Source organism: Streptomyces sp. NPDC026522 (assembly GCF_055567555.1).
On record NZ_JBVHQF010000003.1, the window covers coordinates 298,888 to 314,969 of the forward strand.

Below are 16,082 nucleotides of genomic sequence, written 5' to 3' on the forward strand. Positions count from 1 at the left end.
ACGCTGTGAGCGGTTCGTCACACTCCGCACAGAAGAGGCCCCCCCATGAGCACCCACCCCGCCGACCGCGAAGCAATCGAGGCCCTGGCACAGCTCCGCGCCGCACTCACCGCGCACGGGATCACGTTGCCCTCGCTCGACCTCCACCTCGCCTCCTACGCCAGCGGCTACGGCAACCCGCCCCTGATCACCCTCGGCAACTGCAACACCGCCACCGCACAGCGCCTGGCCGCCGTACTGGCCGGCCGGTGAGCGGCCTCACGCTCCGGCTGCTCGCCGTACCGCAGGCGGTGGCCGACGTACGGCGGGCCGTGCGGGAGCATCTCGGGGAGCCGTGCGCCGACGTACAGCTCTGCGTCAGCGAGCTGCTGGCCAACGTGATCACCCACCTCGGCGAGGGCACCCCCGTCACCCTGCGGATCACCGGAAGGGCAACCCGCACGCGGGTCGAGCTCACCGATCCCGATCCGCGCGCCTGGCCCGTACTGCGCCGGGCGACCGAGGCCGACGAGTGCGGGCGCGGGCTGGCCCTGCTCGACGCGGTGGCGCTGCGCTGGGGGGTGACACAGGGGCCGGGATGCAAGACGGTGTGGTGCGAGCTTGACCCTGGTCACAGTCCGGGCAGGAGGGTTGCCCTTATTACCGGTGGGTAGCATCATGTTGTTACCGATTGGTATGTACGAGGAACCCGTCTCACCGAGCCTTAACGGAGCCGTCGCCATGGGGCACTACAAGTCGAATCTCCGCGACATCGAGTTCAACCTCTTCGAGGTGCTCGGCCGCGACAAGCTGTACGGCACCGGCCCGTTCGGCGAGATGGACACCGAGACCGCCAAGAGCATCCTGGCCGAGCTGACCAAGCTCGCCGAGAACGACCTGGCCGCCTCCTTCGAGGACGCCGACCGCAACCCGCCGGTCTTCGACCCGGCCACCAACACCGCGCCCGTCCCGGCCTCCTTCAAGAAGAGCTACCAGGCCTTCATGGACTCCGAGTACTGGCGCCTGGGCCTGCCCGAGGAGATCGGCGGCACCACCTCGCCCCGCTCCCTCATCTGGGCCTACGCGGAGCTGCTGCTCGGCGCCAACCCGGCCGTGTGGATGTACTCCTCCGGCCCGGCCTTCGCCGGGGTGCTCTTCGAAGAGGGCAACGAGGCACAGAAGAAGATCGCCGAGATCGCCGTCGAGAAGCAGTGGGGCTCGACCATGGTCCTCACCGAGCCGGACGCCGGCTCGGACGTCGGCGCCGGCCGCACCAAGGCGGTCCAGCAGGCCGACGGCTCCTGGCACATCGAGGGCGTGAAGCGCTTCATCACGTCCGGTGAGCACGACATGTCGGAGAACATCCTCCACTACGTCCTCGCCCGCCCCGAGGGCCACGGCCCGGGCACCAAGGGCCTGTCCCTCTTCCTCGTCCCGAAGTTCCACTTCGACTGGGAGACCGGCGAGCTGGGCGAGCGCAACGGCGTCTACGCGACGAACGTCGAGCACAAGATGGGCCTCAAGGCCTCCAACACCTGCGAGATGACCTTCGGCGACCAGCACCCCGCCAAGGGCTGGCTGATCGGCGACAAGCACGACGGCATCCGCCAGATGTTCATGATCATCGAGTTCGCCCGGATGATGGTCGGCACGAAGGCCATCGCCACCCTGTCGACCGGCTACCTGAACGCGCTGGAGTACGCCAAGGAGCGCGTGCAGGGCCCGGACCTGGCCAACTTCATGGACAAGACGGCCCCCAAGGTCACCATCACGCACCACCCCGACGTGCGCCGCTCGCTCATGACGCAGAAGGCGTACGCCGAGGGCATGCGCGCCCTGGTGCTGTACACCGCCTCGATCCAGGACGAGATCCAGGTCAAGCAGGCGGCGGGCGAGGACGCCTCCGCCCTCGTCGGCCTGAACGACCTGCTCCTGCCGATCGTGAAGGGCTACGGCTCGGAGAAGTCGTACGAGCAGCTCGCACAGTCGCTGCAGACCTTCGGCGGTTCCGGTTACCTCCAGGAATACCCGATCGAGCAGTACATCCGGGACGCCAAGATCGACACCCTCTACGAGGGCACCACGGCGATCCAGGGCCAGGACTTCTTCTTCCGGAAGATCGTCCGCGACCAGGGCGCCTCCCTGAACGTCCTCTCCGAGACGATCAAGAAGTTCCTGGCCGAGGCCGTCGGCGGCGACGACCTCGCCCCGGCCCGCGACGCGCTCGCCAAGGCCGCCGTGGACCTGGAGGCCATCGTCGGCCAGATGATCGTCGACCTCACCGCCACCGGCGAGGACGTCAAGAACATCTACAAGGTCGGCCAGAACACCACCCGCCTGCTGATGGCCTCCGGTGACGTGGTCGTCGGGTACCTGCTGCTCAAGGGCGCCGCCGTGGCCGCCGAGAAGCTGGCGAGCGCCTCCGCCAAGGACGTCGCCTTCTACACCGGCAAGATCGCCGCCGCGAAGTTCTTCGCCGCGGAGGTCCTGCCGGGCGTCTCGGTCCAGCGCGCGCTGGCCGAGAGCGTCGACAACAGCCTCATGGAGCTCGACGAGGCCGCCTTCTAGGCTGCGCCGCCGCACGGTGCCGTACACAGCGGCCGGACCTCCGCAGGGGGGTCCGGCCGCTGGCGTACGGGGCGGGGCCCGGCCGCGGGGCAAGGGGCCGGGAGCCCCTTCGCACGCGGCCGCCACCTGCGCATTCCTCCCTTGTCAGTCGGCCGTGGGACGCTCTAGGCATGACTCCACAGGATCAGCACGGCAACGGCAGGGGGTACTCCGTCCCCACCGGGCGGCCGTACGCCCTCAAGGAGCTGCAAGCGACCCTGGGCAGCCTCGGCGACCACGCCCGGGAGCTGTACGACGGCTCCCACCCCGCCGAGTACGAGGGCCTCGCCGACGCGCTCTACACCGCGTTCCAGACCGCCGCCGGGCTGGCCCCCGCCAAGAGCTACACCGGCTGCCCCGAACACCCCAACGGCGCCCTCGACCCCGAGGCGCCGGACGGCTGGGGCCGCTGCCTGATCTGCAACGACCGGCGCCGGCTCGGCCTGCGCCGGCACGGCGGGCGCCCCGGCCCCGCCGCCCCGGCCGCCGGGGAGCAGCGCCGGCTGGGCTACCCGGTGCCCGAGCCCCCGTACACCCACGAACTGCTGCGCGGGTACCTCCGTACGATCGAGGACCAGCGCTTCCACCTCGCCATCTCCTCCGCCGCCGGCGACTTCGTACGGATCGCGGACGACCTGCACCGCGCCTTCATCGTCGCCCGGGAACTGTCCCGCCCCCGCAACGCCTCCGGATGCTCCGAACACCCCGGAGCACCGATCGACCCCGATGCCCCGCCGGGTGAGGCCTGTATCTTCTGCGCCGGACGCAAAAGACGCGCGCAGCGCCCGCCGCAGACCCCCGAGATGCTCCCGCGCATCCGCCGGGGCGAGCGGCGGCAACTACAGCGCAGATTCGAGCGTCCGCCGGGCTGAAAACGACGGGACCGCGGGCCACACATCCCGCGCCACCCTGACCTTTCCGCTATCCGCCGCAGTCCGGCCATGGCGAACACGACCGTCGTTAAGGTGAACCACATGAGCTCTCCCGCCCACTTCGACCGCGGCCACACCGACGATCTGATGGCCTTCCTGACGGCCAGTCCGTCGCCGTACCATGCCGTGGCCAACGCGGCCGAGCGGCTGGAAAAGGCAGGCTTCAGGCAGTTGTCGGAAACGGATGCCTGGGACTCGGGAACGGGGGGCAGGTTCGTACTCCGCGGCGGGGCGATCATCGCCTGGTACGTACCGGAAGGCGCCACCGCACACACCCCGTTCCGCATCATCGGCGCCCACACCGACTCCCCCAACCTGCGCGTCAAGCCGGTCCCCGACACGGGCTCGCAGGGCTGGCGGCAGATCGCGGTCGAGATCTACGGCGGGACGCTGCTCAACACCTGGCTGGACCGCGACCTCGGCCTGGCCGGCCGACTGACGCTGCGGGACGGCAGCGAGCGGCTGGTGAACGTGGACCGGGCGCTGCTGCGCGTACCCCAACTCGCCGTGCACCTGGACCGGTCGGTGAACACCGACGGGCTCAAGCTCGACAAGCAGCGTCACATGCAGCCGATCTGGGGCCTGGGCGAGGTGCAGGAGGGCGACCTGATCGCGTTCCTGGAAGAGGAAGAGGGCCTGCCCCAGGGCGCGGTGGCCGGGTGGGACCTGATGGTCCACTCGATCGAGGCGCCCGCGTACCTGGGCCGCGACCGCGAGCTGCTGGCCGGCCCGCGCATGGACAACCTGCTGTCGGTGCACGCGGGGGTCGCGGCGCTGGCGGCCGTCTCGGGCGCGGCCGGGCTCGACCACATCCCGGTGCTGGCCGCCTTCGACCACGAGGAGAACGGCTCGCAGTCCGACACCGGCGCGGACGGCCCGCTGCTGGGCAACGTGCTGGAACGTTCTGTCTTCTCGCGCGGCGGCTCGTACGAGGACCGGGCGCGCGCCTTCGCGGGCACCGTCTGCCTGTCCTCGGACACCGGCCACGCGGTGCACCCCAACTACGGTGAGCGGCACGACCCGACGCACCACCCGCGTGCCAACGGCGGCCCGATCCTCAAGGTCAACGTCAACCAGCGGTACGCCACCGACGGCAGCGGGCGCGCGGTGTTCGCGGCCGCCTGCGAACGGGCCGGGGTGCCGTGGCAGACCTTCGTCTCCAACAACTCCATGCCCTGCGGCACGACGATCGGCCCCATCACGGCAGCCCGGCACGGCATCCAGACCGTCGACATCGGCGTGGCGATCCTGTCGATGCACAGCGCCCGCGAACTGTGCGGCGCGGACGACCCGTTCCTGCTGGCGAACGCCCTGGTGGCGTTCCTGGAGGGCTGAGCGCCGGCCCCCGCCCCGCGGGGCGGGGGCCGCGTGTCTCCTAAGCGTCCATCCCGGCGAGGACGAGGGGCAGGCGGGCCGTCCCGTCGGCGGTGACGGTCACCGGCACGCCCCAGTCCTGCTGGTGGACGTGGCAGGCCGGGTATTCGTTGGCGGGGTCGTCGTCGCAGGACGCGGCCATCGCCGAGACGTGCAGTACGCCCTCGGTGACCGCCGGGTTCAGCGCCAGGTCGCGGAACAGGTCCGTGCCCGGGCCCTCGCCCGCCACCAGCAGTTCGGGCGGGGTCGAGGAGACCAGCAGGCGGGTCGAGGGACCGTAGCGGGTGTCGAGCTTCTGCCCGCTCGGCGCCTGGAAGACCACGTCGAGCCGGAGCGTACCGGGCGCGACCTCGGTGGCGGCGCGCTGCGTACGGTGGGCGACCGCGTCGACCCGTACCGCCTCCTCGGGCAGCCGCAGCCGGGTCAGCCGGTGCCGGGCCGACTCCACCACGACGATGTCCCCGCCGACGAGGACGGCGTCGCTGGGCTCGCGCAGGTCGGTGGCCAGGGTGGAGACCTCGCCCGTCGCCGGGTCGAAGCGGCGCAGCGCATGGTTGTACGTGTCACAGACCGCGACCGAGCCGTCCGGCAGGGCGGTCACCCCGAGCGGGTGCTGGAGCAGGGCCTGGGCGGCGTCGCCGTCGCGGTGCCCGAAGTCGAAGAGGCCGGTGCCGACGGCGGTCCGTACGACGTACTCCTCGCCCTCGCGTTCCAGGTACCTCAGCGCACTGGTCTCGGAGTCTGCGACCCACAGCCGGTCCTCGGTGGCGGCGAGCCCGGACGGCTGCGCGAACCAGGCCTCGGCCGCGGGCCCGTCCACCAGCCCCTCGTTGGTCGTACCGGCGGCGACGGCGACCGTCCCCGCCTCCGGGTCCCAGGTCCACAGCTGGTGCGCGCCCGCCATGGCGATCCACACCTTGCCCTGCCACCACGCCACGTCCCAGGGCGAGGACAGGTCGACCTCCAGGGCGGGCCCGGCGGTGGCCGAGCCCTGCCACCACTGGCGGCCGGTCCCGGCCACGGTCTCGACCGCCCCGGTGGCGGGGTCGTAGGTACGCAGCGCGTGGTTGACGGTGTCGGCGACGACGACCCTGCCGTCGGGCAGCAGCGCGAGGCCCTGCGGCTCGCTGAACGCGTCCGGCCCGAAGCCGCGCTCGCCGCTGCCGACGCGGCGTACGACGCTCTCCCCGTCCGGCGCCATCTCCACGAGCTGGTGCCGCGTCGAGTCGGACACGAGGAGGTTCCCGCTGTCGAGCAGCAGCGCCTTCCCGGGGAACCGCAGGTCGGTCGCCACCGGCTCGGGCGCCACGTACGGCCCGTCCCCACGCCGCAGGGTCCCCTTGGCGGCGTGCTCGGCCTCCAGTTCCTGCACGAGCCGCTCGATGGCGTGCGCATGCCCCTCACCGGCGTGCTGGGCGACGACGTACCCCTCGGGGTCGATCACCACGAGCGTGGGCCAGGCGCGCACGGCGTACTGCTTCCAGGTGGCCAGCTCGGGGTCGTCGAGCACGGGGTGGTGCACCTCGTACCGCTCGACGGCGTCGACCACGGCCGCGTGCTCGGCCTCGTGCGCGAACTTCGGCGAGTGCACGCCGACGATCACCACGGTGTCGCGGTGCTTCTCCTCCAGCTCGCGCAGCTCGTCGAGGACGTGCAGACAGTTGATGCAGCAGAAGGTCCAAAAATCCAAGATCAATACGCGACCTCGGAAGTCGGCGAGGGTCAGCTCTTTCCCGCCGGTGTTCAGCCAGCCGCCCTTACCGATCAGCTCGGGGGCACGGACACGGGCACGTCGTCGGGGCGCGGGCGCGGGGGTGGGCACCGGGGCGGCATCGTTCATGCTTCAAGCTTGCCATCCCCGTCCAGGTGCACCCCCGGGGGTGACGGCGCTCGGCGGGCCGCCGTGGCAGGCTGGCCGCAGGCATCGAAGGAGGCGTCCGGCATGACGGCCGCGTACGACTACGGCGAGGGCATCGATCCCGAGCGTGCCCTGAAGTACGCCGTCCAGCACCACGGCGGCGACCGCACCGAGATCGTTGAAGGGGTCATCGGCAACGTGACGCCGGACTGGGATCACGAGAACGCGGCTGAGGAGATCCGCGATCAGATCAAACCGCGGGTCAAGGAACTGGGCTGTGTCACCGGGTCGGGCAATCTGGACCTGCCCGGCTCGGCGAACTGGTATGTCCCGGACCTCGCGGTCGCCCCCGAGGAATTGACGAAGGGGGGCGGCGCCCTGCTCCCCGACCAGACCCTGCTGATCGTCGAAGTGCCCTCGGAGTCCAACGCCGAGACCGACCGCGTCGTCAAGCGCAAGCGGTACGCCGAGTACGGCGCGCCGCTCTACCTGCTGGTCGACCGGCTGGACAAGAACGTCACCCTGTTCTCCGAGCCGGCGCGGCTCGGTTACGCGAAGGTCGACGGGCCGCATCCGTTCGGGACGGCCGTGCGGTTGCCGGAGCCGTTCGGGATCGTGCTCGACACCAGCGAGCTCTAGGACAGGAAGGCGTCCAGCGAGCGGGTGAGGGACGTGACGAAGGCGTCCTGGACGTCCGTCGGGACGAGGTGGAGGGAGAGGTACGGGTTCAGGTCCTCCAGCTCCACCAGGAGGAGGTCGCCGGAGGGGGCGCGGCAGGCGTCCACGCGCTGGATGCCGTGCGCGAGGGTGTTCCACTCCACGAAGGCGCGGGCGAAGGCCAGGTCCGCCGAGGTCGGGGCGTACGGCTCCAGCTCCCAGCGGCGCTCCGGGTCCGGGGCGTAGAGGGCGTACTGGAAGGCGTCGTCCACGAAGTAGAACGACACCTCGTACGCGAAGTCGATCCGCGGCTGGATCAGGGAGGACCCCGGCTCGGCGGTGGCGGGGTCCGCGGTGAAGGTGAGGCCGATGGAGTCCGCTCCCTGCTTCGGCTTGACCGCGTACTGCGCGGCCCGCGGCAGCAGGTGCAGGTGCGCCGGGTCGTCGACCGTCGGGATCACCGGGTAGCCGGCCGCCGTCAGGTCCACGAGGTACTGCTTCCCCGCCATGTCGCCGCGCCCCGTCAGCGGGTTGTAGACCCGGGTGCCCGCGGCGAGGGCGGCGGCGCGGAAGGCGTCGTGGGCCTCCTGGTGGTGCAGCACCGGGCCGCTGTTGCGGACCACGACCGCGTCGAAGCCGCCCATCAGGGCTTCGGCGTCGCGCGGGTGGCACAGGGCCAGCGGGAAGTGCCCGCGCAGCCGCCCGGTGAGGAATATGTCCTCGTCGCAGTAGCGGCGGCCGCGCGCGGGGTACGTCAGGTCGGTGACATAGAGCAGAGGCATGGCGGCAACCTATCGCGGGCACGGATCAGGCCATGAAATACCTCGTACGGGACAAAGTGCTGGCCATCGGGGACGACTACTGGATCGAGGACGAGGACGGCCGCCCCGCCTTCCTCGTCGACGGCAAGGCCCTGCGGCTGCGCGACACCTTGGAGCTCAAGGACCGCGACGGCCGGATCCTGATCACCCTGCGGGAGAAGTGGCTCGCCTTCCGCGACGCGATGACCCTGGAGCGGGACGACCGCCGGCTCGCGGTGATCCGCCGCAAGCGGCTGTCCCTGCTGCGCAACCACTACCTCGTCACCCTGGCCGAGGGCACCGAACTGGACGTGAGCGGGCGGATCCTGGACCGCGAGTTCAAGGTCGAGTACGACGGCGAGCTGCTCGCGCTGGTCTCCCGCCAGTGGTACCGGATCCGCGAGACGTACGCGGTGGACGTGGTGCGGGAGGACGCGGACGCGGCGCTGCTCATCGCCGTCGCCGTGTGCGTGATCCGGATGGCCGAGAAGGAACGGGAGGAGCGGTAGCCGGGTCGGTGGCGCGGCCCGGGGCGGCGCGGTCAGCGGCGGCGCGCCGTCAACTGGCCCTGGGCGTAGGGGTCGGCTTCCGGTGCGTACGGGCCGCCGTGGTCCACGAGCAGGTCGGTGATCCGCTGCCACTCGGCCAGGGCGGCCCGGGCAGGTGCGTCGGCGCCGGCCGCGTCGCCGGCGGCGTCCAGGGCGCGCTCCAGGGCGGCCGCCGCCTGGTGGTGGGTCATGCCGGTGGCCTCGGCCCGTACCCGGTCGCGGGCCGCGACCTCGCCCGGGGACGGTTCGTGCGGCTCCAGAGCCGCCTCGATCGCCGCCTCGGTCTCCTCGGACATGGCGCCCTCCCCCCTGTTCCGCTGCTTCCGTCGCGACCCGTGTACCCGGCGGCCGGGCGGCCAACCGCCGCCCCGGCCGTCGGTTCAGCGGCCGAGGCGGCGGTCCTTGAGCGCCGGGAACTGCTCGCGGGTGTCCGTGACCTTCGCCGGGTCCAGCTCGACCGTGAGCACGTCCTCGCCCGGGCCGGCCTCCGCCAGCACCTCGCCCCACGGGTCCACCACCAGGCTGTGGCCGGCCTGCTCGACGCCCGCGTGGGTGCCGGCCAGCCCGCAGGCCAGCACGTACGCCTGGTCCTCCACGGCGCGGGCCCGGTTCAGCAGCGTCCAGTGGGCCCGCCGCCGGGCCGGCCAGCCCGCGGCCACGACCATCGTCGTCGCCCCGGCGTCGACCAGGCCGCGGAACATCTCGGGGAACCGCAGGTCGTAGCAGGTGGCGATGCCGAGCGTCTGTTCCGGCAGGGTGACCGTGGTCAGCGTGTCCCCGGCCGCCATCAGCACCGCCTCGCCCTGGTCGAAGCCGAAGCGGTGGATCTTGCGGTAGCTGGCGGCGAGCTCACCGGCCGGGGAGATGACCAGCGCGGTGTTGTAGAGCGAGCCGTCGCCGGCCCGCTCCACGACCGAACCGGCGTGCAGCCAGACCCCGGCGTCGGCCGCGGCCTTGGACATCGCCCCGAACGTCGGGCCGTCCAGTGGTTCCGCCTCGGTCTCGAACTGCTCGTAGGCGAACGCCCCGACCGTCCACAGCTCCGGCAGCACGACGAGGTCGGCGGCGGACTGCTCGCGTACGAGATCGGCCACCCGGGCCCGCCGGGAGGCGACCGATTCACCCTCGTTGACCGCGACTTGGATCAGAGAGGCGCGCACACTACCACCGTCCTTGCATTGTGTCCGTCAGCTCGGGCCTACGATCGTCACACGAAAGCACTGCCGGGGCACTCACCGGCAGCGTAGTTTTGGGCACAGTCCACAACGCGCCACTGAACAGCACGCGAGGGGTCCCGTTGACCGTCCATCCCAGCCTTCAGCCCTATGCCGATGCGTGGACACATTCCATCGAGGCGATATCCGAGCTGGTCCTCCCCCTGACCGAGGGCGAGTGGAACCGGGCGACCCCCTGCCCCGGCTGGTCGGTACGTGACGTGGTGTCACACATCATCGGCATCGAGTGCGAGCAGCTCGGCGATCCGCGGCCGATCCACACGCTGCCGCGCGACCTGCGCCACGTGGTGGACGAGTTCACCCGGTACATGGAGGTGCAGGTTGACGTCCGGCGTCACCACACCGCCCCGGAGATGACCTCCGAGCTGGAGTACACGGTCATCCGGCGGCAGCGGCAGCTGCGCAACGAGAAGCGGGATCCGGCCACGATGGTGCGCGGTCCGCTGGGCGACCAGGTGACGCTGGAGTTCGCGCTGCGGCTGCGGGCGTTCGACGTGTGGATCCACGAGCAGGACCTGCGGGCGGCGCTGGGCGTACCCGGGAACCTGGACTCGCCGGGCGCGTACGTGGCCCGGGACATCCTGCTGGCCGGACTGCCGAAGGTGGTCGCGAAGGAGGCGGGCGCGCCCCCGAACTCGGCCGTGGTGCTCGATGTGCACGGGGAGCTGGAGTTCATGCGGACCGTGCGGGTGGACGCGCAGGGCCGCGGGACGCTGGACAAGGCTCCCTCGCTGGGCCCGGCCGTGACGCTGGCCATGGACTGGGAGACGTACGTGCGGCTCGCGGCGGGGCGGGTCCGGCCGCACGTGGTCGCGGACCGGGTGAAGGCCGAGGGCGACGCCGCCCTGGCGGACGCGATCCTGGCGCACTTCGCCGTGACCCCGTAGCCGGCCGCCCGGCTCCCCGGCCCGCGCCCGCCGCTACGTACGGGCGCGGGCCGGGGTGACGGGGCCGGGGTCCGGCGCCGCCGCGAGCGGGAGGCGTTCGCGGGCCAGGGCGGCCGGGCGCAGGCGCAGGATCTGGGTGAGGCCGAGCGCTTCCAGGAAGAAGACCGACGAGAAGGCGATCCGGTAGTCGTCGCTGGTGGCGTCGAGCAGGACGCCCACGGCCAGCAGCGTCGTCATCGACGCGAGGAAACCGCCCATGTTGGTGATTCCCGAGGCGGTCCCCTGACGCTCCGCCGGATTGGCCGGACGGGCGAAGTCGAAGCCGATCATCGAGGCCGGCCCGCAGGTCCCCAGCACCACGCACAGCGCGGTCAGCAGCCACATCGGCGCCCGCCCACCCGGGTAGGCCAGCACCGCGCCCCACAGCGCGGCGGTGGCGGCGACCGTGCCCAGCGCGAGCGGGATCCGCGCGCCCTGGCGGCGGCCGACGAGCTGTCCGTACAGCAGCCCGAAGCCCATGTTCGCCACGACGATCAGCGTCATCAGCCCGCCCGCAGTGGTCCGCGACAGCCCCTGCGCCTCGACCAGGAACGGCATCCCCCACAGCAGCAGGAACACCATCGCCGGGAACTGCGTGGTGAAGTGCACCCACAGTCCGAGCCGGGTGCCGGGCTCCCGCCAGGACTCGGCGATCTGCCGGCGTACGAACCCGCCCCCGGCGGCGCGCGCCACGGGCGGCGGCGCGTGCCCCTCCGGGTGGTCGCGCAGGAACAGCACCAGCGGCACGAGGACGAGCAGACCCGCCGCCGAACTCCCCGCGAAGGCCGGTACCCAGCCGACCCCGTGCAGCACCGGCGCCAGCACCAGCGTGGAGACGAGGTTGCCCGCCATGCCCACCAGCCCGGCCAGCTGGGCCATCAGCGGCCCGCGCCGCGCCGGGAACCAGCGCGTGCCGAGCCGCAGCACGGAGATGAAGGTCATCGCGTCGCCGCAGCCCAGCAGGGCGCGCGCGGCCAGCGCCGTCCCGTACGAGGGCGCCAGCGCGAAACCGAGCTGGCCGACGGTGAACAGCAGCGCCCCCAGCATCAGCACCCGCTTGGTGCCGAGCCGGTCCACCATCAGCCCGACGGGTATCTGCATGCCCGCGTAGACCAGCAGCTGGAGGAGGGAGAAGGTGGCGAGCGCCGACGCGTTGACGTGGAAGCGGTCGGCGGCGTCCAGTCCGGCCACGCCCAGGCTGGTACGGAAGATCACCGCGACGAAGTACACGGCGACGCCGATCCCCCAGACGGCGAGGGCCCGGCGCCCGCCGGGCGGGTCCAGGGGGAGCCGCGGCGACGGCGTCGGCCGGCTCATCGGCCGGCCCCGCGCACCAGCGCCGCGACCCGGCCCACGTGCGCCCGTACGGCGGTGGCGGCCGGCTCCGGCTCCCCGGCGCGCAGGGCGTCCAGGATCTCGGTGTGCTCGGCCAGGGTCCGCTCCACCCGGTCGGGGTGGGCGTGCAGGAGGGCCACGCCCATCCGCAGCTGCCGGTCGCGGAGCTGGTCGTAGAGCCGGCTGAGGATCTGGTTGCCGGCGTGGCGCACGATCTCGGCGTGGAAGGCCCGGTCGGCGGCCATCAGCGCGACCAGGTCCTCCTCGGCGGCGTGCCGGCGCTGCTCGTCGATGAGTGCGGCGAGCCGCTCCAGCAGGGCGGGCGGGGCGGGCACCGCCTTGCGGACGGTGAACTCCTCGACCAGCAGCCGGGTTTCGATGACGTCGGCGATCTCCTGCGCGGAGACCGGCAGCACCAGCGCGCCCTTCTTCGGGTACAGCTTCAGCAGTCCCTCGGTCTCCAGGCGCAGCAGCGCTTCGCGCACCGGGGTCCGGGACACCCCGACGGCTTCGGCGACCTCGCCCTCGGTGAGGAGGGCGCCGCCCTCGTAGCGGCGGCCCAGTACCCCCTGTTTGACGTGCTGGTAGACGCGGTCGGCAGCGGTCACGACGGGGGGCGCGGAAGTCATGCGCACAGGATAGATACATGGACGGTACAAGGGTTTCGCCCGTCCAGGATGCGGACCGCCGGGCCGCCGGGCCCCCCGGCGCGGCCGGCTCACGCCGGGCCGATCACCGGTCCGGCGTGCCAGCCCGCGCCGTCCCGCCGGTAGTGCTGGAGCAGCTGGTCGGTCCGCAGGACGATCACCTCCAGGCCGAACCCGAAACTGCCCTGGAGCATCCCCGTGACGGCGAGCGCGTCCCGCCCGAAGACCGCGCCCCGGGTCCAGGCACCGTCGCCCGCGTGGCCGCGCCACCAGTGCTCGACCCGGCCGCCCGCCCCGACCACGCACAGCTCGTAGTTCCCGGCGGTCTCCTCGTCGGCGGCCCCGTACTGGGCCTCGATCAGGCACGGCGCGGAGGTGATCGCGCTGCCGAAGACCTCGCCCGGGTGCCAGGCGAAGCGGTCGCGGTCGTCGCGCCACCACAGCTGCATCCGGCCGTCCGTGCGCGTCGCGACGAGGTCGAGGTGGCGGGAGCGGGTCTGCACCAGGGCGGGCCCGAAATGGGCGATGCCGGAGGCGAAACGGCCGCCGTCGTTCCAGGTCCAGGGCGCGCCGTTGATGCGCCACCAGTGGTTCAGCCGTCCGTCGGCGGTGCGGACCACCACCTCGAAGTTGCCGGGCTGGCCGTAGTCGCTCTGGATGAAGGCCGGGGTCGAGCCGATCGCCGCGTCGCCCGGACCGAAGGCGCCGCCGTCGCGCCAGGCGCCGCCGGACTGCTCGTAGTACCAGTGGCGCAGTCGGCCGCCGGTGGTGACGTGCAAGGACTCCATGTTCCGGTTGTAGGTGGTGCCGGTGAAGGCCGGCTGGCCCGAGGCGTCGTGCGCGAAGGTCTTGGCCGGGGTCCACGCGTAGGGCGCCTCGCCTTCGCGCCACCAGTGCCGCAGGCTGCCGTCTCCCGTGGCCGCCGCCAGCTCGAAGTTGCGGTGGGCGCGGCCGTTCCCGCTCTCGTACACGTTGCCCGCGTGCAGCCGGCGCTTGCTCCAGGGGTCGATGTTGGTGCCGGTCAGTCCGCACTTGGCCCAGTGGTCGATGCGGGCCTCGCCGTACGCGATCCGCCCGTAGCCGCCGACGTGGTGGCCGGTGCCCCAGGAGTTCCGGAAGAGCCAGCAGCCGGCCGCGTCGTCGTAGCCGACGATGAGCACGCAGTGGCCGCCCGCCAGTCGGTCGCTCGTACGGTGGTACACGCCGGATCCGAGCCCGAAGAAGTCGTCGTACACGTCGAGGCAGGCGGTCAGCGGGCCGACCGTGTCCAGCCAGACCTTCTGCTGTCCGACGTCGCCGAGCCGCACGTAGTCGGTGATCCGTACGGTCCGGCCCGACCGGTCCCAGCTCGGCGTGTACTCCGAGCCCCAGGCGGCGCGGCGCTCGGCGGGCAGGCCGGGCGGCGGGGTGGTGTAGGGCCGGCAACCGGGGTCGGCGAGGCCGCCGTTGTCCCGGATCCAGTCGAGCGCGCTCTCCGGGTCCGAGCCCTGTCCGCAGGTCAGCCGCAGCCCGTCGCGTACGTCACCCTCGGACCGCGCCGCCCATACGTGGTGCTCGATCCGGGCCATCGACTCCACCAGGCCGGCCGCCGCGAAGGCCCAGCCGGACTCGCACGGGTTCTGGTCCTTCACCCGGCCGAGCCAGCGCCATCCCCACCGCTCGCGCCAGTCCACGGCGGCGGGCAGCGCCGTGGCCGACTCCCGGGTGCCGGGCAGCAGGCCGTGCGCCGCCCTGCGCCGGGTGAGGTGCGGATTGCCGCTCGGGTAGCCGGCCGGCGCCCGCAGATCGACGGTTCCCGCCTCGGCCGCGGTCGTCGGGTGCGCCGCCGGGTCGAGGCCGAGGGAGGGGCGCGGGAGCGGCTCCCCGTCGGCGAGGTGCTCGCTGACGGACCAGCGTGCCCCCAGCTCCGCGAGCCGTGCCCGTAGCTCCCCCGCCGTCCGCACGGACTCCTGCGGCATACCGGCCCCCCAGTGTGCGGTCGCCCGTTCCGATACGGGCGAGACCCGGGAGCTTCTCCCCGGCGCGAGGGGGCGTCAAGAGGGGTGCCGCGGTCGCGCGGTGGCACGGGGGTCGTACGGTCCGGCGTGCGGGAACGGGGCGGGCTGGGCGGGAGCGGGAGCCGCTGCGTCCCCGGCGCGCAGAGGTCGCCGGGGACGCAGGGTACTGGGGAAGTGCTCAGCCCTTAGGCGGCGGGCGCCTTCTGCTGACCCGCACCGTTGACCAGGGCGACCAGGACGGCGCCGAGGTCGGTCACGACCATGTCGGCCTTGGCCTTGGCATCGGCCGAGGTGCTGCCGGTCGCGGCGACCTTGAGGAGGCCGTCGACGGAGGCCTTGAGCTTGTCGACGGCGGCGGCGGCCTTGTCCACCGGAGCGGACTTGGGCGCGACGGCCGGAACCGCGGCGGGCTTCGCGGGCAGCTGCGCGGCGGGCGCAGCGGGCGCGGCCGGCTGGGCCGGCTTCACCGGCTCGGCGGCCGGCGGCATGGCGGGCTGGGCGGCCGGCGGCTTGACCGGCTCGGCAACCGGGGGCTTGACCGGCTCGGCGACCGGCGGCTTCGCGGGCTGGGCGACCGGCGGCTGGGCGACCGGCGGCTTGACCGGCTCCGCGACCGGCGGCTTGACCGGCTCGGCGACCGGCGGCTTCGCCGGCTGGGCAACCGGGGGCTGCGCGGGCTGGGCGACCGGCGGCTTGACCGGCTCCGCAACCGGCGGCTTCGCCGGCTGGGCGACCGGCGGCTTCGCCACCGGGTCGGCGGGCGGGTCGGCCGGCTTCGCCGCCGCCTGGTTCGCGACCGCCGGGTTCGCCGGTACGGGCGCCGGCAGCGGCGCCGCCGAAGCGGGCAGCGTCTGCCGCAGCTCCGCGAAGGCGGGCTCCAGCTGCTGCTTGACGGCGGCCAGGTCGGCCTCCGACACCTTCCCGTTCGGCGACTTCAGCACCGCCGACACCAGGTCGGTGACGGGTTCGAGCACGTCGGCGGCGGCGCCGAGCGACTGTACCTGCGCGAGCAGTGCGTCACTGCCGGGAACGGCCTGCCCGGCGGCGGCGACGGGCTTTCCCTCGGGAGCGGAGACGGCTGCCGCGATGCCCGGGGAGGCGGTCAGCAGGGTCACGCAGAGGGCGGCGGGAACGGAGTAGCGGGTGATGCGGTGCAACGGCTCTCTCCTGTTCAGAGATGTCAGTGA

General features: G+C 72.7%; 16 protein-coding genes. 8 read left to right on the forward strand and 8 right to left on the reverse strand.

Going from position 1 to position 16,082, the window contains the following annotated elements:
* The first annotated feature begins 45 nt into the window (after positions 1–45).
* From ACZ4M3_RS09755 to ACZ4M3_RS09775, 5 genes are all read left to right on the forward strand, one after another.
* Entirely contained in the window at positions 46–252 is a 207-nt protein-coding gene (locus tag ACZ4M3_RS09755) for a hypothetical protein (protein ID WP_467731077.1), read from the forward strand.
* Positions 249–653, forward strand: a complete 405-nt coding sequence (locus ACZ4M3_RS09760; RefSeq protein ID WP_467731078.1) for an ATP-binding protein — start codon at positions 249–251, stop codon at positions 651–653. Before ACZ4M3_RS09755 ends, ACZ4M3_RS09760 begins: the two co-directional genes overlap by 4 nt.
* Before the next feature lie 67 nt (positions 654–720).
* Positions 721–2,547 carry an acyl-CoA dehydrogenase gene (locus ACZ4M3_RS09765; RefSeq protein WP_467731079.1) on the forward strand — a complete coding sequence of 609 codons (1,827 nt, stop codon included), beginning with the start codon at positions 721–723 and terminating at the stop codon, positions 2,545–2,547.
* A 170-nt stretch (positions 2,548–2,717) separates the two neighbouring features.
* Positions 2,718–3,458: a hypothetical protein gene (locus tag ACZ4M3_RS09770; protein WP_467731080.1), complete on the forward strand. Its 741-nt coding sequence runs from the start codon at positions 2,718–2,720 to the stop codon at positions 3,456–3,458.
* A 102-nt stretch (positions 3,459–3,560) separates the two neighbouring features.
* Positions 3,561–4,853 (forward strand): M18 family aminopeptidase, encoded by a 1,293-nt coding sequence (locus tag ACZ4M3_RS09775; protein WP_467731081.1) that lies wholly within the window; start codon positions 3,561–3,563, stop codon positions 4,851–4,853.
* A 40-nt stretch (positions 4,854–4,893) separates the two neighbouring features.
* Here the strand turns inward: ACZ4M3_RS09775 and ACZ4M3_RS09780 are convergent, their stop codons facing one another.
* Positions 4,894–6,732 carry an NHL domain-containing thioredoxin family protein gene (locus ACZ4M3_RS09780; protein WP_467731082.1) on the reverse strand — a complete coding sequence of 613 codons (1,839 nt, stop codon included), beginning with the start codon at positions 6,730–6,732 and terminating at the stop codon, positions 4,894–4,896.
* 102 nt (positions 6,733–6,834) lie between these two features.
* Between ACZ4M3_RS09780 and ACZ4M3_RS09785 the strand changes: the two genes are divergently transcribed.
* The gene (locus ACZ4M3_RS09785) at positions 6,835–7,389 is read left to right on the forward strand and encodes a Uma2 family endonuclease (RefSeq protein WP_467731083.1); all 555 of its coding nucleotides are present in this window, start codon (positions 6,835–6,837) and stop codon (positions 7,387–7,389) included.
* Here ACZ4M3_RS09785 and ACZ4M3_RS09790 read toward each other — a convergent pair.
* The gene (locus ACZ4M3_RS09790) at positions 7,386–8,189 is read right to left on the reverse strand and encodes a hypothetical protein (protein WP_467731084.1); all 804 of its coding nucleotides are present in this window, start codon (positions 8,187–8,189) and stop codon (positions 7,386–7,388) included. The genes ACZ4M3_RS09785 and ACZ4M3_RS09790 overlap by 4 nt on opposite strands.
* 32 nt (positions 8,190–8,221) lie before the next feature.
* Between ACZ4M3_RS09790 and ACZ4M3_RS09795 the strand changes: the two genes are divergently transcribed.
* Complete coding sequence (locus ACZ4M3_RS09795; RefSeq protein WP_467731085.1) at positions 8,222–8,716, forward strand: LURP-one-related/scramblase family protein; 495 nt, start codon at positions 8,222–8,224, stop codon at positions 8,714–8,716.
* A 32-nt stretch (positions 8,717–8,748) separates the two neighbouring features.
* On the opposite strand, the gene ACZ4M3_RS09800 is transcribed toward ACZ4M3_RS09795, so the two are convergent.
* Both ACZ4M3_RS09800 and ACZ4M3_RS09805 read right to left on the reverse strand, forming a co-directional pair.
* A complete protein-coding gene (locus ACZ4M3_RS09800; RefSeq protein ID WP_467731086.1) occupies positions 8,749–9,051 on the reverse strand; it encodes a hypothetical protein in 303 nt (100 codons plus the stop codon).
* Positions 9,052–9,135: 84 nt separating this feature from the next.
* Positions 9,136–9,915: a carbon-nitrogen family hydrolase gene (locus ACZ4M3_RS09805; protein ID WP_467731087.1), complete on the reverse strand. Its 780-nt coding sequence runs from the start codon at positions 9,913–9,915 to the stop codon at positions 9,136–9,138.
* Positions 9,916–10,052: 137 nt separating this feature from the next.
* Between ACZ4M3_RS09805 and ACZ4M3_RS09810 the strand changes: the two genes are divergently transcribed.
* A complete protein-coding gene (locus ACZ4M3_RS09810; protein ID WP_467731088.1) occupies positions 10,053–10,877 on the forward strand; it encodes a maleylpyruvate isomerase family mycothiol-dependent enzyme in 825 nt (274 codons plus the stop codon).
* Positions 10,878–10,910: 33 nt separating this feature from the next.
* Here the strand turns inward: ACZ4M3_RS09810 and ACZ4M3_RS09815 are convergent, their stop codons facing one another.
* The 4 genes from ACZ4M3_RS09815 to ACZ4M3_RS09830 form a co-directional block, all read right to left on the reverse strand.
* Positions 10,911–12,233 (reverse strand): MFS transporter, encoded by a 1,323-nt coding sequence (locus ACZ4M3_RS09815; protein WP_467731089.1) that lies wholly within the window; start codon positions 12,231–12,233, stop codon positions 10,911–10,913.
* A complete protein-coding gene (locus ACZ4M3_RS09820) occupies positions 12,230–12,880 on the reverse strand; it encodes a GntR family transcriptional regulator (RefSeq protein WP_467731090.1) in 651 nt (216 codons plus the stop codon). Before ACZ4M3_RS09820 ends, ACZ4M3_RS09815 begins: the two co-directional genes overlap by 4 nt.
* 89 nt (positions 12,881–12,969) lie before the next feature.
* Entirely contained in the window at positions 12,970–14,856 is a 1,887-nt protein-coding gene (locus tag ACZ4M3_RS09825) for a C1 family peptidase (RefSeq protein ID WP_467731091.1), read from the reverse strand.
* Between the two features lie 224 nt (positions 14,857–15,080).
* On the reverse strand, positions 15,081–16,052 hold the full coding sequence (locus ACZ4M3_RS09830; protein WP_467731092.1) for a hypothetical protein: 972 nt from the start codon (positions 16,050–16,052) through the stop codon (positions 15,081–15,083).
* Between the last annotated feature and the right edge of the window lie 30 nt (positions 16,053–16,082).

Bases quoted from the DNA above. Each gene is read 5' to 3' on its own strand.
- ACZ4M3_RS09800 (WP_467731086.1), bottom strand. From the start codon at position 9,051: ATGTCCGAGGAGACCGAGGCGGCGATCGAGGCGGCTCTGGAGCCGCAC.
- ACZ4M3_RS09815 (WP_467731089.1), bottom strand. From the start codon at position 12,233: ATGAGCCGGCCGACGCCGTCGCCGCGGCTCCCCCTGGACCCGCCCGGC.
- ACZ4M3_RS09795 (WP_467731085.1), top strand. From the start codon at position 8,222: ATGAAATACCTCGTACGGGACAAAGTGCTGGCCATCGGGGACGACTAC.
- ACZ4M3_RS09775 (WP_467731081.1), top strand. From the start codon at position 3,561: ATGAGCTCTCCCGCCCACTTCGACCGCGGCCACACCGACGATCTGATG.
- ACZ4M3_RS09825 (WP_467731091.1), bottom strand. From the start codon at position 14,856: ATGCCGCAGGAGTCCGTGCGGACGGCGGGGGAGCTACGGGCACGGCTC.
- ACZ4M3_RS09755 (WP_467731077.1), top strand. From the start codon at position 46: ATGAGCACCCACCCCGCCGACCGCGAAGCAATCGAGGCCCTGGCACAG.
- ACZ4M3_RS09820 (WP_467731090.1), bottom strand. From the start codon at position 12,880: ATGACTTCCGCGCCCCCCGTCGTGACCGCTGCCGACCGCGTCTACCAG.
- ACZ4M3_RS09770 (WP_467731080.1), top strand. From the start codon at position 2,718: ATGACTCCACAGGATCAGCACGGCAACGGCAGGGGGTACTCCGTCCCC.
- ACZ4M3_RS09790 (WP_467731084.1), bottom strand. From the start codon at position 8,189: ATGCCTCTGCTCTATGTCACCGACCTGACGTACCCCGCGCGCGGCCGC.
- ACZ4M3_RS09765 (WP_467731079.1), top strand. From the start codon at position 721: ATGGGGCACTACAAGTCGAATCTCCGCGACATCGAGTTCAACCTCTTC.
- ACZ4M3_RS09780 (WP_467731082.1), bottom strand. From the start codon at position 6,732: ATGAACGATGCCGCCCCGGTGCCCACCCCCGCGCCCGCGCCCCGACGA.
- ACZ4M3_RS09785 (WP_467731083.1), top strand. From the start codon at position 6,835: ATGACGGCCGCGTACGACTACGGCGAGGGCATCGATCCCGAGCGTGCC.